This window comes from uncultured Ruminococcus sp. (assembly GCF_946415235.1).
In the GTDB taxonomy this organism is placed as follows: domain Bacteria; phylum Bacillota; class Clostridia; order Oscillospirales; family Ruminococcaceae; genus Ruminococcus.
In genome coordinates this window covers 1-23,487 of the sequence record NZ_CAMKRR010000041.1, presented here as the reverse complement: position 1 = coordinate 23,487, position 23,487 = coordinate 1, and the positions used below count along the sequence as shown (strand labels likewise).

Genomic DNA, 23,487 nt, shown 5'->3' with positions numbered 1-23,487 from the left:
CGATACAGGCGACGCCTATCTCGTGGAATGTGCGGTAAACGACAGGATATGGGCCTGCGGCATAGACCTCCGCGACGAAAGCAGGCTGAACGCAGAAAAGTGGTCGGGACAGAACATTCTCGGCTTTGCCCTTATGGAAGTCCGCGATACTCTGAGAGCTCATGACTAAGATAAAAGCCATAAAGAAGCATTTTCTTTATGGCTTTTTTGTTATCTGTATTTCAGATCGGGATGCATCTGATAATAATTCTTCTTGTCAACATACATCTTTTCATCGGCATACTTCATAGCGGTGAGTATATCGCTGTTCTTCTCGAATAAGCTCTTTCCAATGGCAAAGCGGGTGTTTTCGGTCTTTTCCGCCTGCGCCCTGAGCTGAGCTACTCTGCTGCCGATCTCTTCCTCCGATACTCCTGCCGATATTACCATGAACTCATCGCCGCCTGAGCGGTATCCCTCGCTGTCATAGAAAACCCCGCGTATCAGTGAAGCCGCCGTCCTCAGAAGAGCGTCACCCGCACCGTGTCCGTGTTCGTCATTTACCCGCTTGAGTCCGTTATGATCGGCAAATACAATGGCACGGGGATGCTTAAGCTTAGTCTGTCCGCTGAGGATACTGTCAACAAAATTATTCATGGTATTTCTGTTCTTAACGCCTGTGAGGAGGTCTATGGAGCTCAGTATCTCCATTCTCTGAAGAAACTGATAGTTAGCTATCTCAGAAGCTATGAAGAAGGTCGTAAGCTCAAGGGTCTCCTTGATCTTGACCGTATTCTCCACGTTGAAGTTTATCGACCACATATACCCGAGAGTTTCGCCGTTATAGTTCAGCGGAAAAAGCACTATGCTCCTTGCCCCTGCCTGAGTCAGCGAATAATGCCACACGGGATTGATCTTTTCAAGCCATTTCATGTCATTTTCATCCTTGACTATGACGCAGGTGCTCGAACCGATGGTATCCTTCTACGTAGCTGCTATATCATAGAAGTTTTCGTCAAGATACGTGTCCATCGGAAGAAGTCCGCAGCCCGGTCTTATGGCTTCGCACAGGGTAATGCATCTTCTCTCGTCAGGATCTGTAAGGAGTATGCAGCAGTGATCGGAGTCGCATATCTGCCGTATATCCTCGATAACGTCATAAAAGGCCTGAGCTGTATTGTCCGAGCCTCTGAGCTTTATGCAGGTCTTGATAACGTCCGCCGAAGTATCTGCCGAAAGCTTTGAAAGCTGATCGGCGGCAGCCTGAGGAGCAACATCATAGGAATACAGGCAGTAGCCCCTGTTCTCCTCATCCGACTTCAGCGGCAGCAGGAAAAGATTTAGTCACAGCCCCATCTGATGAAGACTTACATAGGTATGCATGGACTGTCCGAGAATAGCGCTCCGATAGCAGAAATCCTCAAAATTCTTATCCTTTACCAGGCTCTCCTCGTAAGGTCTGTCGGGTACAAAAGGATGTCCCATGACCCTTTCGCTCTCGTCGCAGTGTGCCTTGTTTCCCGCGGCTACGCGGATATTTCCGTATGAACCGTCCTCTGTCCTGTCAACAGAGATGATACAGGTCATATTTTTATATTTATCAAGCATTTTCTCGAAATCCATGCTATCCCCTCCGCATATAAATGCACTGATACTTACTTGTAATATTATACCATTTTTGCGATTATTCGTCATCACAATTATTTATTTCGTTCAACCCGATAAGGCGGCTTATGGTAAAACTCAAGTATGTTTTTTCTCCAAAATATCAGCATTATTCCCGTACATTTGTTTTTTTGTCAGCAATTTTACCAATTATTTATCGCTTTATTTGTAAAAAACTACAAATAGCTGTTCCATACGCTCCTGTTCATAATTTGTTTTCAATTTTTTAGCAGAAATGTGATATCATATTATTGGATAATGATATTCTTTTTTTAAAGAGTATCACTGTTTTCAGCCAACAGGCAGCTTTATTTACGAAAGCATCATTCCACATCATTAGGGGGAGACTTTTATGAGCAGTATAAACATTGATAACTATTCTTATGAAGAAGCAATAAAGTTTATAGGCAGCAGTGCTGATTGCATAATAATTGCCGATGACGAAACCGACAGATACAAAGCCATAAAAAAAGACGGTTTGTTTGCCGACTATATCGACAACGAAGGAGATTATATCGAGCTCGTCAGAAAGCTGTGGTATCACTTCAACAACAGCAGTGACGATATAACAGAGGACTATCATGTATTTATCCCGAATGAAGGCAGATTTCACGAAAAATACAGCAAACGCGTAAATATTGTCGAAAACGATATCACCCATGTAGTCCAGATGTCTGTATACCCTATCGAACCCAACAGTACATATCTTTTCATGCTCGATGAGATAGATAACGAAATGTTCGTCAATGACGAGCTTACAGTCCAGAAGGTCAACACCATACAGAATACTTACCTTTTTTCAATGTATATAGACCTCGTTCAGGATACTACCAGCAGTATCAGCGTAACCGAGATCTCTGATGATGTCATGCAGCAGGAGATAAAGTACTCGGAGTGGAGAAATATGATCATAAATATGATCTGGCCTGATGACCAGCCTCTCTTCCTTGAAAGAACAGCTCCCGAGTACCTTAAAAAGAACCTCGCTCCCGGACGAACCACTTCATTTGACTGCCTCATGATGAACCTCGAGGGCAAGTATATATGGGTAAAGCTCATATTCAGCCGTTCGGAAACGAACAATGAGGACGACTTCCGTTTCGTATTCATGGTACAGAATATCCATGAGAACTCCATAGAGCTCCTCGAGACTATGAAGAAATATGAGCAGCTCGCTTCACGCGATTCTCTTACAAATGTATTCAATCACGGAAGAATGGAGACCGAGATAAGAAACGCTCTGAAGGATAAATGCACCAAGAACCGCGAAGTATCACTTATGATACTCGATATCGACTTCTTCAAGCACGTCAATGATAAGTTCGGTCACTCCACAGGTGACGTTACACTTGTACAGTTCACCAAGATCATCTCCGACTATATGCACGACCTCAATGCGGTTATAGGACGCTGGGGCGGTGAGGAATTTGTAGTCGTATGCTATGATACGGGAAGCGAAAAGGCAAACGCTCTGGCAGAAGGGCTGAGAAGAACTATCTCGGAAGAGTCCTTCGGCAAAATCGGACAGATAACCTGCAGCATCGGCGTTACCACGATAAACTCAGACGACACCTTCGACGATGCTTTCAACCGTATGGACAGAGCGCTTTACAATGCGAAATCCAGCGGAAGGAACTGCGTAAAATCCGTATAAAACAGTATAAACGAAAAACAGCCATAAGGGATATCCCTTATGGCTGTAATTTTTTCCGTTAAAAACAGTTGATAGTACTTATAAAGCTCAAGCCTTGTTTACGCTTCCGAAGAGCTCCATCTTTTCCTTTACCTTAGCCTTGATAGCCTCAACGCCGGGTGCGAGGAGCTTTCTTGGGTCGAAGCCCTTGCCCTGCTTGTCCTTGCCTGCCTCAATGTAGCCTCTTACAGCCTCAGCAAATACGAGCTGGCACTCTGTATTTACATTGATCTTTGCAACGCCAAGTGAAATAGCCTTTGTGATCATATCATCAGGGATACCTGTACCGCCGTGGAGAACGAGAGGCATCTCGCCTACTGCCTTGTTTACTGCCTCGAGAGTCTCAAAGCTGAGTCCCTCCCAGTTTGCGGGATATACACCGTGGATGTTGCCGATACCTGCTGCAAGGAAGTCAACGCCGAGATCAGCGATCATCTTGCACTCAGCAGGATCAGCACACTCGCCTCTGCCGATAACGCCGTCTTCTTCACCGCCGATAGCGCCTACCTCAGCCTCGATAGAGAGTCCGAGATTGTGAGAAGCGTTTACGAGCTCTGTTGTCTTTGCAACGTTCTCAGCGATCGGGAAGTGTGAGCCGTCGAACATAATAGAAGTGAAACCAGCCTTAATGCACTTGTAGCAAGCCTCGTATGAGCCGTGGTCAAGGTGAAGTGCAACAGGAACTGTGATACCGAGATTCTTGTCCATAGCTGCAACCATAGCTGCTACTGTCTCGAAACCGCACATATACTTGCCTGCACCCTCTGAAACGCCGAGGATAACAGGAGAATTGCACTCCTGAGCTGTCTGAAGGATAGCCTTAGTCCACTCAAGGTTATTGATATTGAACTGACCAACTGCGTATTTGCCTGCTTTTGCTTTCTTGAGCATTTCTGAAGCTGAAGTTAACATAGATATAATTCCTCCTGATAATTCATTTACGGGGAATCTGACCCCATCGTTAATATTATATCATAGCTTGCTTTGAATTGCAAGAGTTAATTATAAATTTAGCAATAAAAGCCTATTTAGCAAGTTATTAGTGTTCAGTGCATAGTGGTCAGTGAGTAGTGAGTAGGAAGTAGTGAGTAGTAGAGGCGGATATTATCCGCCCCTGCCTTACGAATGAGCTTCATATGACATACTGTAGGTGACGGCGTCCTCAACGTCCCGCACCTACAATAAAATTAACATGAAGCAAAATGTAGGGGCGCACAGTATCCGCCCCTACTAAGTTCTTAGTTCTTAGTTCTTAGTTCTGCGACCAGCTTCTTGAAGGCGTCGCCGCGCTCCTCGAAGTTTTTGAATATGCCGTAGCTTGCAGCCGCAGGCGACATAACGCAGCTCATGCCCTCGGGGGTTATCTCCGCAGCGAGCATTACCGCATCTTCAAGATGGTCGGCGTAGTGTACACGCTCCCTATTATTAAAGCTTCCGCCTGCCTGTATCATATCGTACACGCGCTTTCCCGAAGCTTCCATACATATAACTCGCACGTCAAAGTCGGCAAGGAAATCCACAAGAGGCTGATAGTCTATGCCTCTGTCCATGCCGCCGATGAGTATCGTCCCAACCGCAGGAACGCTCTGCAAAGCCGATATCGCCGTAGCACAGGCAGTTGAGATAGAGTCGTCATACCAGCGTATACCGCGTACCGTATCCACGAATTCCAGTCTGTGAGCAAGGGGATCAAAGCTGCACAGAGCCTTTGTGAAGTCCTCTTCCTCAACGAGATCCTTGCATACGTCCCAAGCGATAGCTATATTATAATGATTGTGAGTTCCGAGGAGCTTTATATCGTCCACAGGTATCTCGTATTCCTCGTCGTCGGAGTCGTAAACTATGCCGTCACTGACATAAACATCCGCGGACTCGTTTGTATTTGATACCGTAACAACGATAGACGGCATATCATCGGAAGCTATATCGTGATTACACCACAGCACGTCGCATACGTCCTGATGAAGGTAGATGTTCTTCTTGGCGTTATAGTAGTTCTCCATAGTGCCGTAGTGGTCGAGGTGCTCCTCGTAGAGATTGAGGAATACCGCCGAGCTCGGTGAAACTGTCATATACTCCAGCTGGTGGCATGAAAGCTCGCATACAACGACGGTATCATCGTTCATGCCCTCGGCTATGTCAAATACGGGTATTCCGATATTTCCTGCGATGCGGCAGTCAACCCCGCTCTCATGAAGAACGTGGTAAATCAGAGAAGTAACGGTGCTCTTGCCCTTTGTGCCCGTGATACCGATTATCTGCTCGCGGTAGACCTCAAAGAACACCTGTGTTTCGCAGGTTATCATGCATTTCAGCTCGGACAGGCTCTTTTCGAGAACGATACCCGGGCTCTTGAATACCATATCGAAGCGGTCAAGGCAGTCCTGATATCCCTTGCCGCAGATAAGCTCAACGCTTTCGGGGAGTCCGTTTGCTTCCCTGTCAACTGGATTGAGGTCGGCTATGGCTACCGCCTTAGGCGAGCAGTACTTCTCCAGTATCCTGTATGTGGACTTTCCCTCACGTCCGAAGCCCAGTATGCAGACTTTCTTTCCCTCGGTATAATTCTTTATATATTCGCAGAATTTGTTCAAAGCAGACGCTCCATTTCCTTAGTCAGTATATTCTTGAATTCGTCGGGCAGCAGGTTCTGCTCGTTGAACGAACCGCAGCACTCAGCGTTGAGCGTATCAATGTGCTCGGGATGATAGAGGCCGCGTTTCTTGTATTCCCTGAACAGCAGCGGCAGCTCCTCTCCTGCCTGTTCGAGCCTGCGTACAGCCAGTGATACTGCCAGATTGACCTCGTCGATACTGCCCACGCACTCGAAAGGCTTGTGCTCTGACTGACCGATGAGCTCTGTGAAGTATTCCATCATCTTGCTGTCATCCAGCATATCCTTGCCGAATATCTTCCTGAGCTCCGCAAGGCTGAGGAAGGGTGAGAGGATAAGGCTTATAAACAGGCACTTCGGGCACTCTCCGCACCATATATCGGGAGATACCTTGCTTCCAAGGTTACAGCTCCTGAAAACGGAAAGGTACTTTCTGTGTGAAACGAACATCTTGGCTATCTGGAACTCCGCAAGAGGGCGCAGGAAGCTGAAATAGTACTGTCCTGTACGCAGATACCTCTCCTCATATTCATGGAAGTCCTTCTCGAACTCAAAGCTCTTTGAATACTGATGATTAACGTCCATTCCGACAACAGTGCTCTCATTTGCGCTGGATTCGTTTGAAAGGACGATGTATTTAAGTCCGTTTAGGTAAGCGGTTATCTCTGCCGAAAAGGCAACTATCGCCGAAAACGGCGTATGACCGTTTATGAAGCCCCTGTCGTTGAGTGCGATGAGGGAACGGTCAAAATGGCGGTGGGAAGTGATAAGAGCTTCCTCGGGAAGCCCTGCCGTAAGAACGGTATCGGTTATGGAGCGGCGCTTGTTGATGGAATAGCACAGGCACTTCTTCCCTGCCCTGAGAAGTGTCTCCAGAGTCAGCGCAGAGTCCTTTCCGCCGCCTATAGGCACAAGACAGCCCTCGCGCTCACGGTAGAACTCCCTGAGCGAGCTGTCATAATGACCTGTGGGGATGATCTTAACAAATGTGTCGAAATCCGCAGAGATACCGTTCACGAAGAAGAGCTCTCCCAGTCCCATATACCAGAGCTTCTTCCACCAGTTTATCTGTTCCTCGTCCAGTTCTCCGCAGTCCACGCGGAAGGAAGGAGAACAGGTCGCCTTCCAGTAGCTGACCGCCTCTGCCATTCCCAGTGAGAAAGCAAGCCTCTCAAAGCTGAGATCACCCTTTACCGTGAAGCCCTCGGGCTTTCTGAAGCTCCAGCTCGGACGGAATTCCGCAAGATCGGGCACTGAGAACTCATAGCCAATCTCCACGGTATCCTTTGTTTCGTTCACGTAATATGCTTTATAAATAAAAACGGGATATTTTTCCCTTAATTCTTCAAATTTACCCATTGAGTCCCTCCGTAAAAGAATCAATTACGGTTTACTTGCCTTCCGAAAGCTTTTTGAAATGAGCCTTCAGACATTCAAAGGTCTCGTCCGAGATATCGTGCTCGACCATGCAGGCGTCCTCGGCAGCCACATCGCGGTTGACTCCGAGAAGGATGAAAAAGTCCGTGAGAACAGTGTGTCGGTCGTAAATACGCTCTGCCACGTCCCTTCCCGTATCCGTGAGCCTTATGTGATTGTCGTCATCAACTGTAACAAGTCCGTCGTCCTTCATTTTCTTGAGGATTATTGACACAGTGGGCCTCGAATATCCAAGGTACGAGCAAATGTCGATAGCATGGACATCGGGTTGCTTCTGAGAGAGTATAAGTATAGTTTCAAGGTAGTTTTCAACCGCTTCGGTAATAGCCATTCCGATTCTCCTTTACATCAAAGTTATAGTCCGCGCAGACTATATAATATCAATATATATTATATCACAAATACGTGAAGAATACAACACTTATTTTCAAGTAATCCACTAAAAATACGCCGTTCAGACAAGGGGATGCCTGCGGAACTCACAGGAGGTCTCAAAGCTGTTCCAGTCGTCGCTGCAAAGGCGGATATTCTCGCGTATGAGTGCCTCTGCTTCGGCAGTTTCCTCGGGAAATGCAGGCAAGGGAAGCCTTGCAAGGTCGCCGGGGTTCATATTCAGAGTAGGATTGAGCACCCGTGCAAGCTCTGAAGCCACCCTGCTGTTGAGAAGCCCGAGCAGAATGAGGAGCTGCCTTTCGTCGTAGGGGAAGGCACTTGTGCCCGCCACGTTGAACATGAAGTTTTCATCGAAATATCGCACCGAAAGCTCTCCGCTGGTGATCTGTGACCAGCTCACCGAGGGTCTGAAGTTGTAGTCGAGCCCCTGAGGACGCGATCTGAGTTTTCCCTTATCGTCGCGGAAATTCCTTATCTCCTCCCCGTCGTTCTCCCAGTTGACAACGTATTCCCTGTTTCCGAACCATTTGCGGTACTCTCCGCCCTTATCCAGCATGAACCACTTCTTTTTATAACTGACCGAAAATGCGACTTTATTTTTATCAACTTCATACCATCTTCGCAAGAAACGGTCATTATCTCCTGTGATAAGCCCCTCTTTCACAGGTACTTTGTCACCGAGAAGCTCCCCGCAGAAGCATCGGAGCATATTCCTGCTGAGCCAGTATGCAGCAGGAGCTGACGGTATATTCAGGAAATCAGAGGTGTCAGCTTCGTATCTGTAGCTGCACGACCTGTCTTGTATGGCCTCAAGGCATTTTTTGCGCTGGAGCTCCATGTTGCCCTTGAAGTCCGTGAGCCGCAGATAAGTCCCCTTTCCGCAGTTCTCCGCGTTTTTCAGCGTAAACGCGCACAGGGGAACAGTTGCGTCATCAAAGGCGGAATATTCAAAGTGCAGAAGGGTTTGCAGGCTGCATTCAGCGTAAAGCCGACGTCTGAGCTTCTCATACGATTGCAGGAACAGCCATGTTGACGGAGTAAGGAAGCCCAAATAACCGCCTTTTTCACACATTTCCATACAGCGCACCATGAATACGGAAAAGAGATCAGCTCCGAAATCCGCATAGTTTCTGCCGACATACGCCGATAACTCAGCATTCATGGCTGACCTTCCGAGATAAGGCGGATTTGTCACAATAATGGCATACTTTTGCTCCAGAAGCTTACCGATATTTGCGGTCTTATGACTGTTACCGACAAGCTCACCGCTGTTTATGAGTGAACCTATGCTCTCACTGACTCCCGAAAAATCATATACCTGCGGAACGGCAGAAGCTCCGTATTCTGCGGCTTTCAGCCTTAAAACCGTCTCAGCCGCCGCACAGGCGTGCTCATCAAGTTCAAGTCCGAAAAGGTTGTACTTCAATACATTTTCCGCAGCGTTGCGCTCTGAAAAGCCTTTCTCACGATAAAACTCCATGAATACGTCAAAAGCATACAAAAGTATATTTCCGCAGCCCATACATGGGTCGATCAGTCTGATATCCTCGATCCTGACAGTTTTTCCGCTTTTTTCGTCGTCCGAGAAGTAAAGCTCTCCCTTATCAGCTTCCGTGCCGTGACTGCGGACGTACCTTATCACCGTGTTCTGCACCATATACCGCACTATCCACTCGGGAGTAAAGATCTGCGTTGCCGCCGCTATCTTATCGGCGCTGAGCCGCTTGCTGCTTTTAAGTCCAACCGCTATCTCTCGCCTGTAGGGCTCGTTGTAGTACTGATGCAGCCAGCCGAGCACAGCTCTGTCCCTGAAGATATCGCCCATTTCAAGGAGCTCCGCCGCTGTGCCGCCGTCAGCTAAAAGCTGCGGCGGCACGGTCAGCTCGCCGTAAAGGCTGAATATACCTCCATACACTTCCGCGAGCTGACTGCATTTTTCAGTGAAAAATGCACGGCGGAGCTCCTGCGGCTTCGACAGCATTTCCACAGCGATACCGCGGTCTGCCGCTGTCGCCGCACAAAGCCTCATAAAACCCGCATATGCCGACTTTTCGTCACTTTCTGCAAGCAAAAGGTTCCGCTGACATGCCGCAAATTTTTTCAGTACCGAATGATCCATAAACTTCCCCACAATTTCCAAAGGCGGACATAAAGTCCGCCTTTTCTGTTATAGTTATATATGAAGCTCAACAAATATCGCCTCAAAAACCTTTTTTCCGTTATCACGGGAGTACTGCCCCGTATGCTCGCGGACAAATCCGCATTTTTCAAGGACTCTGCCCGAAGCACCATTCTCTTTAGCGTAAAAAGCCGTAAAATCGCGGGCACCGAGCTTATCGCAAGCCCAGTCAATTATCCCGCGGACAGCTTCTGTCGCATAGCCGTTTCTCCAGAAGCTGCGGCAGATATTGTAGCCTATCTCATACGCCTTGTCCTTTTCGGACCATTCGAGGCTGATATCGCCGATGACCCTGCCTGTGCCCTTCAGCTCTATGGCAAACTTATCATTATCAGCGATCCATTCCTCTAACCTCTGCCGGACCTCCTCAACGCTTCCGTCGCAGGGATAAGGCATGAACCTGTTCACCTCGGGGTCGGAGCGCCATTCAAACACGTCCTCCGCATCTCTCGGTCGGAACGGACGGATAAAAAGTCTTTCAGTATTTATCACAGAGTTGCAAGCTTTGCGTACTGAGCCTTGAGTGCGGGATAGATCTCTCTGTAGAGCTGATAGTACTTCTCATACTCGGGAACATTCTCTGCCTTGGGAGCCTGTACCTTGTCGGTCTTGATGATAGCTCCGCAAGCCTCTGGAACACTGCTGTAGATGCCTGCGCCGACGCTTGCGAGGATAGCAACGCCCAGTGCGGGACCTTCCTTTGAAGCAACTGTCTTTACATTGCAGTTGTAGAGGTCTGCAAGCATACTTCTCCAGAGCGGTGATGATCCGCCGCCGCCGCAAGCCATCATGTCGCTTACATTTACGTTCATTTCGCGGAATACCTCAACGCAGTCGCGGAGAGAATATGTAACGCCCTCCATTACGGCACGGAGCATATCCTTTCTTGTGTGGATAGCCGAAAGTCCGAAGAATACGCCTCTTGCGTCAGGATCAAGGTGAGGAGTTCTCTCACCCATGAGGTAAGGCAGATAGAGAAGTCTGTTCGCACCTACAGGTACGGTCTCAGCCTGCTTGTCCATGAGGTAGTACTCGTCAACGCCCATGAGCTTTGCAGTTTCCTTCTCAGCCATGCAGAAATTGTCTCTGAACCACTTGAGCGAAAGGCCTGCGCCCTGTGTAACGCCCATAACGTGCCATGTATTCGGTACGGCAGCACAGCAGGTGTGAACTCTGCCCTTCTTGTCGATTGATATATTTGAAGTATGAGCGAATACAACGCCCGAAGTTCCGATAGTTGTGAAAGCCTTTCCGTCCTCAACGACACCAGTGCCTACAGCAGCTGCTGCATTGTCGCCTGCGCCGCCCACTACGATAGTGCCCTCGCAGAGACCAAGTGTCTCAGCCATTTTCTTTGTGAGCTTTCCTGTTACCTCACAGCTCTCGTGTACCTTTCCGAGCCAGTTCTTGTCGATCTCAAATGCGCTGAGGAGCTCATCGGACCACTTGCGGTTCGGAACATCGAGGAGCTGCATACCCGAAGCATCAGATACTTCTGTTGCATACTCGCCTGTGAGGATAAGTCTGAGGTAGTCCTTTGGAAGGAGGATATGAGCCACCTTTGAGTATACCTCGGGCTCGTTGTTTTTAACCCAGAGAATCTTTGCAGCTGTCCAGCCTGTGAGGGCAGGGTTGGCAGTTATCTCCACCAGCTTGTCTCTGCCGACGATACGGTTCATTTCCTCGACCTCGGCAGCTGTTCTCTGATCGCACCATATAATTGAACGGCGAAGAACATTGTTATCCTTGTCGAGCATAACGAGTCCGTGCATCTGTCCCGAGATACCGATGCCCTTAACGTCCTCCTTCTTGACACCGCTCTTTGCCATAACAGCCTTTACGGTCTCGATCATTGCATTTGCCCAGTCAGCAGGCTCCTGCTCTGCATAGCCGTTCTTGGGCTGATACATGGGGTATTCGATTGTCTTTGAAGTGATAACGCTTCCCTTTTCATCAAAAAGTACTGTTTTTGTGCCGCTTGTACCGCAGTCAACTCCGATTACATATGCCATTTTTTCAGCAACTCCTTTTGTATATTTACAGGTCGAACCTGCATTATTATTCTGTATTCAATAATATAATAATCAAGCTTTTATTGCAAGACCTTTTTTGCTCATTTTTTTACATTCTGCGCTTCTTTTGCGGTCTTATATACAGCAGGCGTTGCAGAAAGCCCCGAAAAGGAGCGATCGCAGCGCCCTGATATAGATTTTAAGAATTGAGCAGCTCGATCGAAAGCTTTCTCGAATCCACGTTATAGTAGTCCTCGAGCTCAGCTACATAATAGCGGAACACGACCTTTTTTACAGTAGTGTCGTCCTGCTTTTCGGCAGGCTTCTCGTCCTTCTTCTCAGGCTCGGCTTCGGTATTTTCCTCACCTTCGGGCTGTTCCTGCTCGCTGTTCTCTTCAGCTCCTTCCGGGGTCTCTTCCTCCGAAGCCTCCTCCTCTGACTGCTGCTCCTCTTCCTCCTCATCACTCGGCTTATGGCTGTCCGTATGGATAACGACAGTCATAACGTCGCCCTTGTCGGATACTCCCAGCTTTGCCAGCTGCTCGTCAGTGAGGGTGTTCAGCATTACGGTATGGCTCTTCTGTACGTTGAAGTATGTTATTCCCGTCGGAGGGTCAACGTTCCTGTTATTGAAGTATTTAAGAGCTCTTGACTTCATTTCGTTGAAGTAGAGCCTGTCCCCCGGCTCGCTTCCGTTCTTCTTGATAAGCTCGGGTGAAGGATCCTTTACGTAATATCTTCCCTCTGCGTCCTTTGCTATGCCGAAGAAGTCAAGCTGCTCCTGATTGAGCTGGTCAACAGGAACAGGATCAACATCCGAAGCCGTCTTGTTGAGAGCAAATTTACGGCTGGCGGAAAGATTTGTGAGCATGAGCTTATTATCGTAGGTATATCCGAGATCCTTGAGCTCTTCATCAGTGAGAGTTACCTCTATCCTGTCGGATATCGAGTTGTAATACTTTGTTATATCCTGACGTGTCTGTGTCTCCCAGCTTACGTCGATCTTTTCTACGGAAGGTCTTGTGGTATATACGGCGCGCTCGAGGTTCTTGAGCCTGAATGTTGCGAAAGCATTCTTGATATCGGCTGTATTCGGCTCAACATAGATCGAAGTGCAGCCGTCGGAGCTGTCCACGGTATTGACTATCCTGTATCTGTAGTCTCCCGACGGAGAAACTCCGGAGCCTATCTCCTCTTCCTGTGTGGAAGCCACAAAGAAGGAAGTGAACATGAAATAGCCCAGTGCCGCAAATATATATCCAAGGAGTATCATGGTTGCAAGCGCCGTCTTTATACCCTCACCCGCACCCGAAAGCAGGAGTATGACTATTCCCACAACGATAATAGGGATTATCATTCCCCATTCGCCGAAGTACAGCAGCACCACAGGCAGCATCATGGGAAGTATCAGGAAGCTGCATATCCTCGTGATTATCTGTTTTCTCGTGTAGAGCATTATGATCAGCGCTGCCAGAGAAAGTCCCGAAAGCGCCAGACACAGCGAAGTGCGTTCATGTACGGTTATATTGTAAAAAATCGAAAGATAGCAGAGCCTGAAAACGAAGTATGTATAAACAACGCTCAGTACAGACACTGCTCTTTTGGTCCAGACATTTGCAAAAAAACTTTTCATTATTGCCTCCGAAATCGAATATCTATATAAAAGCTATGCGGCTTAAAGTCACACACAATATATTATATCATTTTTCTTCCCCGGTTACAAGTTATTTTTGAAATTTTTCCAAAAAATCTTTTGCTTTACAAAAGTCCGCAATAATTGTATAATATTAATAGCAATAATTGAAAGGAAACATACGATGAAAAGAAATAAAAAGCTCAGCGGATCACAGATAGTTTATCTCCTGCTGACGATAGCTGTCATGGTAACTATATTCTGCCTGTCAGCTCAGGACGCGAGCCGCTCATCAAATACGAGCGGTCGTTTCACAAGGCTGTTCATAAAGATATTCTACAGCGGTTATGACAGCTTTTCCCCCGAAAAAAAGGCTGATATATGGGGAAAGGCGTCATTCATTGTCCGCAAGCTTGCTCATTTCTCCATTTACACGGCTCTGGGCTTCTTTGCATCGCTCACCGCGGGAAAAAGAAGGCTTTTCTCGCTGAAAAGCCTGTTTGTGGTCATATTCGGCTTCGTTTATGCCTTTTCCGACGAATTCCACCAGAGCTTCAGTGCAGGACGCTCCTGTGAATTCCGCGACATGATGATAGATACCTGCGGAGCCCTGACGGGTATGCTGATATCCCTGATACTTATGAATATTGCGGACCTTGCGGTCCGCAGGCACAGAAAAAAAGCCTGAGAGCACATAACTCTCAGGCATTTGTATTTCTTTACTGCATTCCGCCTCTTACATAGAAGTTATCCTGAATGATAAGAGCACATCCGCCGAGGAAATTGTTCTTTCCGTCAAGCTTGCTGAGTACCACTCTGTCTGCTATCTCCTCGCTTACGAGGCGTATCATCTCACGCTTGCAGTAGTCAAACTGCTTCTCGTTGAGCTTGAAGTTGTGAAGCACTATCTTCTTTGCGAAATGGCTGATGGCAAGATTGTTTATCAGTACGGTATACTTCGCGATGATATCGTCAACCACATTCTTGACAGCCTCCTCGCCTCTCATGAGAGCCATGAACACGTTATCCGTATTGATAGCGGTCTTATCGCCCTCTGTGAGCTCATAGAGCACAGGCGTCTTGTCTTTTGAGTATATCTCATAGAATGCGTTGAGCATTGCATTTCTTGAAAGCTCAGCCTTTACGGAGCCATTTGGATAGCCCTCGTAGGGCTTGCCGTTTGGACAAACTATATATCTCTCTATAGTCGATGTATATGACACATAATCCGCTGAAAGCTCATTCTTGTTGATGATGGCAAGATTTACCTGATTACCGTTGTGGATAAACGCCTGATTGGTCTGATATCCGTTCAGTGTTCTGAAATCGTTGCTTGCCAAAGCCATAAGACCGATAGCGTTGCCGCAGTGTATCTCAAAATCGAGACCGCCTGACAGCTTGTCGATAAAGTTGGTAAAATCAAGAACTCCGTCCTTGTAGAATATCTTGAGCTTGCCCCACATCGAAGGAACTACGCCGACGCCCAGTCCGAGGATCTTATCCTTTGTAAGGGCGCTGTTCTCTACCATCTCATTACTTGTCTTGATTATGTAATTGATGATATCCTTGCTTGTGGTCCTTTCATCAATTATCATGCTCGCCTTGTCGAGCACCTCTGAATTAAGATTTGTAAGTCCTATGCTTACTTCTCTTTCATCTACGGTAGCACCCAGTGCAAAACGGCTGTTCACATTTATATCAATGAGGATCTTTCTTCTGCCTTTCTGGAGCTTCTCTGTATTTACAGGAGCTTCACCGATCTCGACGAGAACGCCCTCTTCGATCATTTCATTCGTGATGATTGTGACAGCTGCTCGTGTGATCTCCAGTGCACTGGCCACATCGACTCTGGAAATAGGTCCTGATTCTCTGATGACTCTGAGAATCTGCATTCTGTTTCTTCTTTTCAGATCAAGCTTACTAATACCTCTTTTTTCCATAATACAACAACTCCATTTCTTCTTGATTAAGTGTTTTGCGTGAAGTCCGTACTGTACAATCTACATATCCCCAAAGATTTATAGCCCCCTGATCTAAAGCTATAACTGACCGTATATTTTTATCTTTTTATAGTCAACTTATTCTTCTTTAACGTAATTATATTATAACACAATATTATTAAATTTCAAACATTTTAGGGCGATTTTTTATAAAATCAGCATTTTTTACAAAGGTTTTATAGTATTTTTGTTAAATATTCCGTAGCTTTCACAACAAGCGGCAATGTACACACGGAAAGTATGGTTCCGGCGGCAAAAATTTCCGATGCGTATATTGAGTTCTTTCCGTAACGCAGGCTGAACAGTGTGCATATAGCCGCAGGAGGCGCTGCAGCGGCCACCAGTATAGTCATGCGGACCTTATCGTCAACTCCCGTCAGCAATGACAGCGGAACTGCTATTATCAGAGGGATAACAAGGAGCTTCAGCAGGCATATATAGTACACTCTGCAGTTCTTCAGCATCTTCATTACGTTCGTGCCGGCAATAGTCACTCCCGATACCAGCATGGCAAGAGGAGTGTTAAGCTCCTTTATGAGCCCCAGTGCGTCCTCCGCAGGTGCTGGCAGACGAAAATGCAGGAAAAATGTGATTATTCCCAGCACAATGGATATGATAGTCGGGGAATAGAACACCTTTACCACCTGCTTGAATTTCTTCTCTCCCGAAATGAGTATCACTCCGTGAGTCCATACAAAAATATTGAATACGGTTATGAAGGCAGTGAGGTAGAATACTCCCTCATCGCCGTATACCGCGCTGACAAGAGGGATACCCATGAAGCCGCAGTTGGAGTAGGTCGCCGAGAACCTCTCTATCTCGAACTCCCTGCCCTGCTTTTTGCGGACGAATACGTATGCCAGCAGGACTGCCGCCGATATTGCGCCTATTGATATAACAAAGGTCAGCAGCAGATTTCTTACCAGCTCGGGGCGGTAATCTGTCTGATAGGACATAAATATTACCACAGGATTGACCACCTGAAGCACGAATTTTGAAAGTTCCTTGTTTGAAGCCGCACTTATCAGCTTCGTTTTCGAGCATAATATGCCCACCGCGATCAGAAACAGCATTATCACGGTCTTATAAAGTATAGTTGACGCCATTTTAACCTCCGACGACCAGACTGATGATATTTACTGCCGCCCACAGCAGTGGCGCGACTATATAACAAACGGAAAACGCGGCGATACTAAGGGCATAAACTGCTCTCTCCGCAGCCTTTCCGATCATTTCCGACTTTTTTTCGCTTTTCATAATAAAAAGCATGAGAATAAGTAAGCAGGCTCCCGATATGCTGAGCATCGCTCCCGTTTTCATACCCTTCGGCAGGAAGCTGAGCTTTACTTCCCCGCCGCCTTCGGGCAGCTCCACAGCCGAGAGCGCTCCGAGAGTTCTGATAAGAGGCGCTTTTTCACCGTTTACGGTGCAGCTCCAGTTTTCGGACCATGCAGCGGGAAGATAGAGATAGCCGCCGCTGTCTGCAAAAGCTGTCAGGACACGCCCTTTCACTTCAATAGGAGCAGTATGTGCCGAATCTGCGGCTTTTTCCGACTTTTCCACGTCGTACAGCCACAATCCGAAGGTCGTTGCCTCAAAGTCGCTGTTGACTCTGACCGTAACGCTCACTTCTTTGTCCTCATAGGTCCCGAGGTCGATAATACCGCTGCATGAGGACGAGGGATACCTGTCCTGACAGCGTTTGCCGTTGACGAATACCTCAACGGACTCAAAGTAATCTTCGGAAATATCCGTGGAATAATTGCCGAAAAGGTCAAAGTAAAGCTCTTTCCTGCCCTCGGCATAAAAGCTGTAGCCGATACTGCCTTTTTTGTCGGAAAGCCTCCTTACACGGGTCTTTCCGCCTCTTTCGGATATCTCCACATCGTTCAGTACAACGGGAGAAAGCTTTTCCGCCAGCTCTTCCGTGCCGAAAAGCCGCTCTGCAATAAACCCGGCAGCTTCCATGCGCTCGAAATTTTCAAAGTCTTCAAGCACAGAGGGCGGTATATCGGAGATCACTCCGCCTTTCAGAGCATGAGGATCGGTATAAACAGTAAGCTCTCCACTGCTGTCAAGGACCTCATACGTCTTGTTTTCGCCCTGCGGCCGCCCTATGATGTACTTGTTCATGAGCAGCTCGTCAATGAGCATCACACTTCCAACAGATGTGGTATTGAGCCAGTAGGACGAGTATCCCAGCCTTTTCATGGCATAGAGAAAATCGCAGTCCGTAAGTGAGGTATAATGCCCGAGAGAATACCTTCCAAAGCCCTCGGCATAGTTGGGATAGAAGTAATTCCGCCCTGCCTTGACCCTCACGAAGCCTTCATCGGGTATCTTTGAAAATGCCTCCGCAGTCCTTGCGAAGCCTGCCGTGCTGTCTGCTATACAGTCAACATTCACGCCAAAGCTCTGAAGGCTCTCGAACAGCATAATAAGGGTCATGAGACATACAGTGAAGCCGCGCTTTGTATGGCCCTTGCAGAAGCCGAGCACACAGAACAGGTACGCGGCAGCTCCCGAAACACCCACGGCAGTAAGTATGAGCCCTGCCTCATCGCTGACCCACAGATAGCGGGTGTATGAGTTGAGTCTGCTGCGGCAAATATAGGCAGTAACAGCCGCAGCTGCAAATATTGCGGTAAAAACCGATGCAATAATATATGCTGACTTCTTCGGAGCTTCACCGTCGGGCTCAGCCAGCAGCTCACCGCAGGCTGAAAAAATGAGCAGTATCACTATAAATGCGTATCTGAACGGATAAGCCTGATAGCTTCCCGTGTGGAGAAGCTTGTTTGTCGGCTCGATGAACGCCCCGACCAGCGAGACCACGCCGCTCACAGTAAAAAGCAGGGCTTTTCCCGAATTTATTCTCTTTCGCAGGAGCAGTACAAGTACAGCTCCTGCTGCGGCGAGGCAGCTTCCCGAGAGAAGAGCAGTCTTGTCAAAGGTATTTTCAAAGAAAAAGCCGCTGAAATACTGGCTTTTCAGAGAGTTTCCCCTGCCCGAGGAGGTGTACTGCACAAAAGCGGGCATCCATACCGCTCCGCTGAGTAGCGCCGCGCATATATCGGCAGTAATGAACTTCAAGGCTCTGTCTCCTCTTTTTTCGGCAGGACAGCACAGATAGACGGCAGCTCCCTCTGCCATGATAAGAAAGGCTGTGACCATGAAGCTTATGTAAAAATTCAGCAGCATACACATCGCCGTGCAGACAGCAAAAGCTCCCCACCTGCCCTTGGCGGTCAGTCTGAAAAAAGCTGTGAGCAGAATCGGGAAAAGTATCATCATGTCCAGCCACATATCGTTCTGATAGTACATCATGACATAGCCGCTTATTGCGTACATTACCGACATAAGTACTCCGAAGGCAGCCGAAAGCTGCGGTATCACCCTTCGGAAATAAAAGTCCGCAGAGGCAGCACACAGAAATATCTTGAGGACAAGCAGCAGATTCACGAAAAATATCATTTTTTCGTTGTCCACCGCAAGAGTTATGAGTGAAAGCGGAGATGACACAAAAAACAGTAAAACTCCGTAGAAGTTCATCATTCCGCCGCCCCGTCCGAGAAACAGCGAACCGTCTCCGAAGGCGGTCTTAAGCTCCATAAGCAGGGGCACATACTGCTGATCCATGTCGCACCATACCACGGAGCGCTCTCCAAAGGGATAGAAGCCGTGAAGTGCATAAAACGCAAGGAATATCAGTGCCGCAGCAGCTCCCGCAAATAAAGGGGCAAAAGCACCTGCTTTACTATTAGTTCTCATATGCTCCTCCCATTCGTTCAGGATTGGCTCAACAGCAGCCAGATTATTTTACCACATTTAACACGATTAGTCAATAAAAAATCCATAGCAAAAGATAAAAGTCATAAAGCCGCTTTCGCATCTTTATGACTTTTCATCGGACAGTATATATGAGGGAGTGATAAAATGCCTTACTGCTCCCCACGGATTCAGTTTATATCATATCAGCTATAGTACGAAAGCTCGTCTATGGGATGTGTGATTATCTTCCAGCCGTCGCCTCTGAGCTTTACAACGCAGAGGACATCGGTGCGGTATCCCATATCGCCGTCCTTTTTCTTGAATCTCGACTTTACCTTGACTTCGTACCCCTTTGAAACGCGCATTCCACCTTCCTCGGCGTCATACTTGTCGCATACCTCTTCAAAGTAGTGCTCCACCATTTTGAGCTCGGACTTCTTGAGTTCGTTCTTGCGTGTTACCTTGTCGTACTTCGGGAGAGTTTCCTTGCCTTCAAGCTCGTCGATCATATCCTCTACCATTTCGTTATAGCTGTCGACCATTTCATCGTATTTCTCATCTTCCTTGAGTTCCCTTACGACTCTCTTCGGAAGAGTGAGCGAATACATTGTCTTTGCGCCATTTTTCTGGTAGCTGGACTTGATGTATTTCTTTACGGCGCTGTTAGCTCCGCCCGATGAACACATTGATATCAGGAGGCAAAGGATAAGCGCTGCGATAATGCCTGCTGCGATATATACAAGGCTCTTGCTGTTCTTTGCCTTTTCTGGGAGCTTTTCAGCCGCCTCGCCTGCAAAACCATCCGCCTTCTGAGCAGTTTCGGCAATGCCGCTCTTAACTTCATTTATAGTCCCGGAAGCCTTTTCCTTAACGTCCTGTATCACTTCTGCCGCTTCGCTCTTTATGCTCTCGGCAGCATTTTCGGCTGTTTCCTTTATTTCCGATGCAGCCATTGCCGCAGGACAGTCACAGGAACCTCCTTCGGGTATGAGCTTTCCGCAGTATTTACAGTATGCCATAAACAATACCTCCACAAACCAAAAATATTCTAATCATTATTGTAACATATCAATACTTTTTATGTCAAGAAGAATTCCCCGACAGTAAAGAATTATGCCCGTTTTTTCATCAATTTGTACAAAAAATATTTTTACGCAGTATTTACCCTTGAAGTTCAGCCGCGTACCTCCGTATTCTTCCCGAAAGAAGCCGTATATACGGCAGCGAGAACTGCCGCAGGAACAAAAACAGGCAGCAGCATTACTGCCAGCTCACCTGACGAGAGAGCAGCTGCCGAAGCAGAGGGCTCAATAAAATTGTAAAAGTGCAGAAACGGCGCATTCAGCAGCTTATGCGCTCCGTAGAACTCAAATGCACCGCAATTTGCGGAAACAAACAGTATTATCCAGCTCGCAAGGGGCAATGCCGTAACAGCTGCCGCCGAATATATCAGCTGCCTGTACCTGATGCTCCCTCCGCTCTTTGCGTCACGTCCTGCAGCTCTTACTGAAAAGTCGGCGATAACCGACACAAGTATCAGGACTGTGCATATCAGGCAGATAAGGCGTATAAACGCACTTCCCGAGCCTGCAAATGTCATATTTATGAAAAGGCTCAGCACTTCTGCCGCCGCAAGTCTTATAACTGCTCCCGTTACATTCATTTTTTCTTCCTTTTTCAGCCTCTGCCGAACTGAATATCCAAAAATATAACGGGCATAATACTCCAAGGAGGTGATATCATGCCCGAAAGACCTGATGATGATGTCAAGATATATATACCCAAAGATACCTCGGATAAAGCTCCTCAGGATCAGACACTGCCCTTGCAGTCGGAACAGCGTCCATAAAAGACCGTCTGCGAATAGTCTATGGCAAAGTCGTGCTCTTCCTCGATATGACGGGTAAGATCCGCAAGATGTCCGCAGTCAAGATGTATGAGCCTGCCGCAGCCGAGACACTTCAGGTGAAAATGACTGCGGCACTGCTCCTCGTCCTCGATATACTGATAGCAGGCGCTTGTCTTTCCGTCAAAGGCATACTTGCGTACGAGCCCCTGTTCCACAAGCCTGTCCAGCTGCCTGTAGATAGTCGCAACCCCCACAGGAGTTCCCTCGGAGGAGAGAAAAGCGCTTATCTCCTGCACATTCGTATGCTTTTCCTTGTTATTGATAAGATATTCCAGCAGATTTTCCTTCTGCTTTGTGTTATATCCCGAATCCTTTTTCATTTCCGCCTCCGTCAGCCCGTGATGACCTTCCATCCCTCATCGTTGAGCCTGATAACAAGGACCGTGTCCTTTCCGCCTTGCTCTCCGTCCCTGAGATGTGAAAATGTTACCTCATAGCCTTCCTTTATATCCAGCTTATCCTCTGTAAGCTCGGGAGCGAACTGCTCGCTGAGCTGCACAAGGTATTTCTTTGCGGCAGCTTTCTGATCGTCGTTTATCTCATGAGAATCAACTATCCCGTCATATTCAAGCTTGCTGTTATTCATACGGAAGCGGTTCTCCTGCCCTGCATTGAATGTGGAGACAAGCTCCTCATACTGTCCCGACTGCTTCATGGCGTCTATAGCCGCATCAGGATACATATATGCGTAAAAGACCTCACCGCCGCCCATAGAATAAGAAGCATTGAAGCATTCCTTTACAGCATCCTCATACGACTCGCTTTTCTGCTGAGTTACGGCTGTATTTTCGTAATCCTGCTTTCTTTTTTTCGGCTGACAGCCCGATAATATGCTTATCAGAGCTGTACAAGCGATCATAAGTGCCAAAGTTCTTTTCAAATCTATCACTCCATAATATATCAATGTCTGCTGAAAATAACGCTATTTCACTCTATTCCTGCACATTGTTCCGCAGTTCGGGGCAGTAACCGCCTTGCGGCGGTTACTGCGTAAACATTGTTTATCTTTTTTCAAATTCGATTATACCACTATTGACCTGCCTTGTCAATGCCGCAAAAGCAAAGCCGCACTGAAAAGTGCGGCAGAAATGCTATCTTAATACTACTCCCGGGACTTCGTCCGCCTTATGGCAGCTGTCGTCGCCTTTTTCGGCAAGGGATACCTCAAACGCCGCAATAGCATTTATAAGTCCCGAACCGAAGACTTTTCCTTTATATTCGCGGATAACACGTTCAAAACCGCCGCTTCTCCGCATGATATCGGCTGAAAGCAGTACGATATCATGATTTTCCGAAAGCACAGCCTTATGTGCATCGTAAATCTTAATGGCAGCTCTGCGGCAGTCCGCCGCCTCCTCGGCTTCGTTCAGGTCGTCATGTACCCACGCTGCATAGAGGCAGGCCTTCAGAGCTTCCTCATAGACCTTGTTCTTTTCGCATACAAGAGCCATTTTCCTGAATTTTCCCGCAAGGCTGTCGCCGAACCTGTTGTAGCTGCCGCTTTCAAGGTATTCCTTTGTAAATGCTGCGGGAATATCTATGGAAGCGTTGCAGTAGCCGCAGCAGGGGCATTTGCTGACCCAGTACTTTATATAAGAGCGATGCGGCTCGTCGGGACGCATATCAAGGTCGGGAACACTGGTATCAGGGTCAAATTCCGTAACGACCGTCTGAGGTGAAGCTTCCCCGCACACAGCGCATTTCAGCTCTGTTTCTTCTGTTTTTATACTCATGCTGCCTTCCTTACTTCTGCTTTATGCGGAAGCTGCTGTTATGGAGCTTCGAAGCATCAAAGCCCTTAGGTCTGCGGTCCTCGCGCTTCCTGTTATTGTTTGGTCTGCGCTCGGACTTCTGCTGCTTCTCCTCCTCGTCGTTAAGACGCATCGTCAGTGATATACGGTTTCTCTTGAGGTCAACGTCGAGGACTCTTACCTTTACGACCTCTCCCACCTTTACGGCTTCGAGAGGGTGCTTGATGTACTTGCTGCATATCTGAGAGATGTGAACAAGACCGTCCTCATGTACGCCGATGTCAACAAAGCAGCCGAAATCAATGATATTGCGGACAGTTCCCACAAGCTCCATACCCGGCTTAAGGTCCTTTATCTCCATAACGTCGCCGCTCCTGAGAAGCGGTGCGGGGAGCTCGTCACGCAGGTCGCGTCCCGGCTTTTTGAGCTCGCCGATGATGTCGGTGAGAGT

The 23,487-nt window shown here is 47.6% G+C and carries 23 protein-coding genes; 4 read left to right on the top strand and 19 right to left on the bottom strand.

Translation table 11 applies throughout. The features are described 5' to 3' along the window. Nucleotides 1-169, top strand: a 169-nt coding sequence (locus tag Q0R37_RS09075) for an NADAR domain-containing protein (protein WP_294753568.1), incomplete at its 5' end; no start/stop codon positions are given. 41 nt (nt 170-210) lie between these two features. Here the strand turns inward: Q0R37_RS09075 and Q0R37_RS09070 are convergent. Further along, the gene (locus Q0R37_RS09070) at nt 211-912 is read right to left on the bottom strand and encodes a GGDEF domain-containing protein (RefSeq protein ID WP_294753567.1); all 702 of its coding nucleotides are present in this window, start codon (nt 910-912) and stop codon (nt 211-213) included. Between Q0R37_RS09070 and Q0R37_RS09065 the strand changes: the two genes are divergently transcribed. Continuing rightward, entirely contained in the window at nt 877-1,224 is a 348-nt protein-coding gene (locus Q0R37_RS09065) for a hypothetical protein (RefSeq protein ID WP_294753566.1), read from the top strand. The two genes, Q0R37_RS09070 and Q0R37_RS09065, sit on opposite strands and share 36 nt — an antisense overlap. A gap of 99 nt (nt 1,225-1,323) precedes the next feature. On the opposite strand, the gene Q0R37_RS09060 is transcribed toward Q0R37_RS09065, so the two are convergent. Then, entirely contained in the window at nt 1,324-1,602 is a 279-nt protein-coding gene (locus Q0R37_RS09060; RefSeq protein ID WP_294753564.1) for a hypothetical protein, read from the bottom strand. Between the two features lie 394 nt (nt 1,603-1,996). On the opposite strand from Q0R37_RS09060, the gene Q0R37_RS09055 reads away from it, so the two are divergent. Further along, nucleotides 1,997-3,298, top strand: a complete 1,302-nt coding sequence (locus Q0R37_RS09055; RefSeq protein WP_294753561.1) for a GGDEF domain-containing protein — start codon at nt 1,997-1,999, stop codon at nt 3,296-3,298. 87 nt (nt 3,299-3,385) lie between these two features. Here the strand turns inward: Q0R37_RS09055 and fba are convergent, their stop codons facing one another. From fba to Q0R37_RS09015, 8 genes are all read right to left on the bottom strand, one after another. Continuing rightward, nucleotides 3,386-4,249, bottom strand: coding sequence for a class II fructose-1,6-bisphosphate aldolase (gene fba / locus Q0R37_RS09050; protein ID WP_294753559.1), 864 nt, complete (start codon nt 4,247-4,249; stop codon nt 3,386-3,388). A gap of 326 nt (nt 4,250-4,575) precedes the next feature. Next, entirely contained in the window at nt 4,576-5,931 is a 1,356-nt protein-coding gene (gene murD / locus Q0R37_RS09045) for a UDP-N-acetylmuramoyl-L-alanine--D-glutamate ligase (RefSeq protein ID WP_294753557.1), read from the bottom strand. After that, nucleotides 5,928-7,310 carry a hypothetical protein gene (locus Q0R37_RS09040; RefSeq protein ID WP_294753554.1) on the bottom strand — a complete coding sequence of 461 codons (1,383 nt, stop codon included), beginning with the start codon at nt 7,308-7,310 and terminating at the stop codon, nt 5,928-5,930. The genes murD and Q0R37_RS09040 overlap by 4 nt, the downstream gene beginning before the upstream one ends. 31 nt (nt 7,311-7,341) lie before the next feature. Further along, nucleotides 7,342-7,719 (bottom strand): metal-dependent transcriptional regulator, encoded by a 378-nt coding sequence (locus Q0R37_RS09035; protein ID WP_294753551.1) that lies wholly within the window; start codon nt 7,717-7,719, stop codon nt 7,342-7,344. Nucleotides 7,720-7,842: 123 nt separating this feature from the next. After that, nucleotides 7,843-9,900 carry a DNA methyltransferase gene (locus tag Q0R37_RS09030; RefSeq protein WP_294753549.1) on the bottom strand — a complete coding sequence of 686 codons (2,058 nt, stop codon included), beginning with the start codon at nt 9,898-9,900 and terminating at the stop codon, nt 7,843-7,845. A 54-nt stretch (nt 9,901-9,954) separates the two neighbouring features. Next, nucleotides 9,955-10,452 (bottom strand): GNAT family N-acetyltransferase, encoded by a 498-nt coding sequence (locus Q0R37_RS09025; RefSeq protein ID WP_294753547.1) that lies wholly within the window; start codon nt 10,450-10,452, stop codon nt 9,955-9,957. Continuing rightward, nucleotides 10,449-11,972 (bottom strand): xylulokinase, encoded by a 1,524-nt coding sequence (gene xylB / locus Q0R37_RS09020; protein WP_294753544.1) that lies wholly within the window; start codon nt 11,970-11,972, stop codon nt 10,449-10,451. The genes Q0R37_RS09025 and xylB overlap by 4 nt, the downstream gene beginning before the upstream one ends. Before the next feature lie 199 nt (nt 11,973-12,171). Further along, nucleotides 12,172-13,605, bottom strand: coding sequence for a hypothetical protein (locus Q0R37_RS09015; protein WP_294753541.1), 1,434 nt, complete (start codon nt 13,603-13,605; stop codon nt 12,172-12,174). A gap of 184 nt (nt 13,606-13,789) precedes the next feature. Here Q0R37_RS09015 and Q0R37_RS09010 point away from each other — a divergent pair, with 184 nt between their 5' ends. After that, complete coding sequence (locus Q0R37_RS09010) at nt 13,790-14,293, top strand: VanZ family protein (protein WP_294753538.1); 504 nt, start codon at nt 13,790-13,792, stop codon at nt 14,291-14,293. Between the two features lie 31 nt (nt 14,294-14,324). Here the strand turns inward: Q0R37_RS09010 and Q0R37_RS09005 are convergent, their stop codons facing one another. From Q0R37_RS09005 to Q0R37_RS08965, 9 genes are all read right to left on the bottom strand, one after another. Then, the gene (locus Q0R37_RS09005; RefSeq protein ID WP_294753537.1) at nt 14,325-15,545 is read right to left on the bottom strand and encodes a winged helix-turn-helix transcriptional regulator; all 1,221 of its coding nucleotides are present in this window, start codon (nt 15,543-15,545) and stop codon (nt 14,325-14,327) included. 236 nt (nt 15,546-15,781) lie between these two features. Beyond that, a complete protein-coding gene (locus tag Q0R37_RS09000) occupies nt 15,782-16,711 on the bottom strand; it encodes an AEC family transporter (RefSeq protein ID WP_294753535.1) in 930 nt (309 codons plus the stop codon). Nucleotide 16,712: 1 nt separating this feature from the next. Continuing rightward, nucleotides 16,713-19,376 carry a YfhO family protein gene (locus tag Q0R37_RS08995; protein WP_294753533.1) on the bottom strand — a complete coding sequence of 888 codons (2,664 nt, stop codon included), beginning with the start codon at nt 19,374-19,376 and terminating at the stop codon, nt 16,713-16,715. A 203-nt stretch (nt 19,377-19,579) separates the two neighbouring features. Further along, nucleotides 19,580-20,395, bottom strand: coding sequence for a hypothetical protein (locus Q0R37_RS08990; protein ID WP_294753530.1), 816 nt, complete (start codon nt 20,393-20,395; stop codon nt 19,580-19,582). 155 nt (nt 20,396-20,550) lie between these two features. Further along, complete coding sequence (locus Q0R37_RS08985) at nt 20,551-21,039, bottom strand: hypothetical protein (protein WP_294753529.1); 489 nt, start codon at nt 21,037-21,039, stop codon at nt 20,551-20,553. Between the two features lie 149 nt (nt 21,040-21,188). After that, nucleotides 21,189-21,605 carry a Fur family transcriptional regulator gene (locus tag Q0R37_RS08980; RefSeq protein ID WP_294753527.1) on the bottom strand — a complete coding sequence of 139 codons (417 nt, stop codon included), beginning with the start codon at nt 21,603-21,605 and terminating at the stop codon, nt 21,189-21,191. Between the two features lie 11 nt (nt 21,606-21,616). Further along, nucleotides 21,617-22,165 (bottom strand): hypothetical protein, encoded by a 549-nt coding sequence (locus tag Q0R37_RS08975; RefSeq protein WP_294753526.1) that lies wholly within the window; start codon nt 22,163-22,165, stop codon nt 21,617-21,619. Between the two features lie 211 nt (nt 22,166-22,376). Next, on the bottom strand, nt 22,377-23,018 hold the full coding sequence (locus Q0R37_RS08970; protein WP_294753524.1) for a hypothetical protein: 642 nt from the start codon (nt 23,016-23,018) through the stop codon (nt 22,377-22,379). Nucleotides 23,019-23,028: 10 nt separating this feature from the next. After that, nucleotides 23,029-23,487: S1 RNA-binding domain-containing protein (locus tag Q0R37_RS08965; RefSeq protein ID WP_294753523.1), on the bottom strand; the 459-nt coding region annotated here is incomplete at its 5' end.

Coding starts and splice junctions, on each gene's coding strand:
- Q0R37_RS09040 (WP_294753554.1), bottom strand. CDS start 7,310: ATGGGTAAATTTGAAGAATTAAGGGAAAAATATCCCGTTTTTATTTAT.
- Q0R37_RS09060 (WP_294753564.1), bottom strand. CDS start 1,602: ATGGATTTCGAGAAAATGCTTGATAAATATAAAAATATGACCTGTATC.
- Q0R37_RS09030 (WP_294753549.1), bottom strand. CDS start 9,900: ATGGATCATTCGGTACTGAAAAAATTTGCGGCATGTCAGCGGAACCTT.
- Q0R37_RS09005 (WP_294753537.1), bottom strand. CDS start 15,545: ATGGAAAAAAGAGGTATTAGTAAGCTTGATCTGAAAAGAAGAAACAGA.
- Q0R37_RS08985 (WP_294753529.1), bottom strand. CDS start 21,039: ATGAATGTAACGGGAGCAGTTATAAGACTTGCGGCGGCAGAAGTGCTG.
- Q0R37_RS09055 (WP_294753561.1), top strand. CDS start 1,997: ATGAGCAGTATAAACATTGATAACTATTCTTATGAAGAAGCAATAAAG.
- Q0R37_RS08990 (WP_294753530.1), bottom strand. CDS start 20,395: ATGGCATACTGTAAATACTGCGGAAAGCTCATACCCGAAGGAGGTTCC.
- Q0R37_RS09070 (WP_294753567.1), bottom strand. CDS start 912: ATGAAATGGCTTGAAAAGATCAATCCCGTGTGGCATTATTCGCTGACT.
- Q0R37_RS08980 (WP_294753527.1), bottom strand. CDS start 21,605: ATGAAAAAGGATTCGGGATATAACACAAAGCAGAAGGAAAATCTGCTG.
- Q0R37_RS09035 (WP_294753551.1), bottom strand. CDS start 7,719: ATGGCTATTACCGAAGCGGTTGAAAACTACCTTGAAACTATACTTATA.
- Q0R37_RS09010 (WP_294753538.1), top strand. CDS start 13,790: ATGAAAAGAAATAAAAAGCTCAGCGGATCACAGATAGTTTATCTCCTG.
- Q0R37_RS09065 (WP_294753566.1), top strand. CDS start 877: ATGCCACACGGGATTGATCTTTTCAAGCCATTTCATGTCATTTTCATC.
- Q0R37_RS09015 (WP_294753541.1), bottom strand. CDS start 13,605: ATGAAAAGTTTTTTTGCAAATGTCTGGACCAAAAGAGCAGTGTCTGTA.
- Q0R37_RS09000 (WP_294753535.1), bottom strand. CDS start 16,711: ATGGCGTCAACTATACTTTATAAGACCGTGATAATGCTGTTTCTGATC.
- Q0R37_RS08995 (WP_294753533.1), bottom strand. CDS start 19,376: ATGAGAACTAATAGTAAAGCAGGTGCTTTTGCCCCTTTATTTGCGGGA.
- fba (WP_294753559.1), bottom strand. CDS start 4,249: ATGTTAACTTCAGCTTCAGAAATGCTCAAGAAAGCAAAAGCAGGCAAA.
- xylB (WP_294753544.1), bottom strand. CDS start 11,972: ATGGCATATGTAATCGGAGTTGACTGCGGTACAAGCGGCACAAAAACA.
- Q0R37_RS08970 (WP_294753524.1), bottom strand. CDS start 23,018: ATGAGTATAAAAACAGAAGAAACAGAGCTGAAATGCGCTGTGTGCGGG.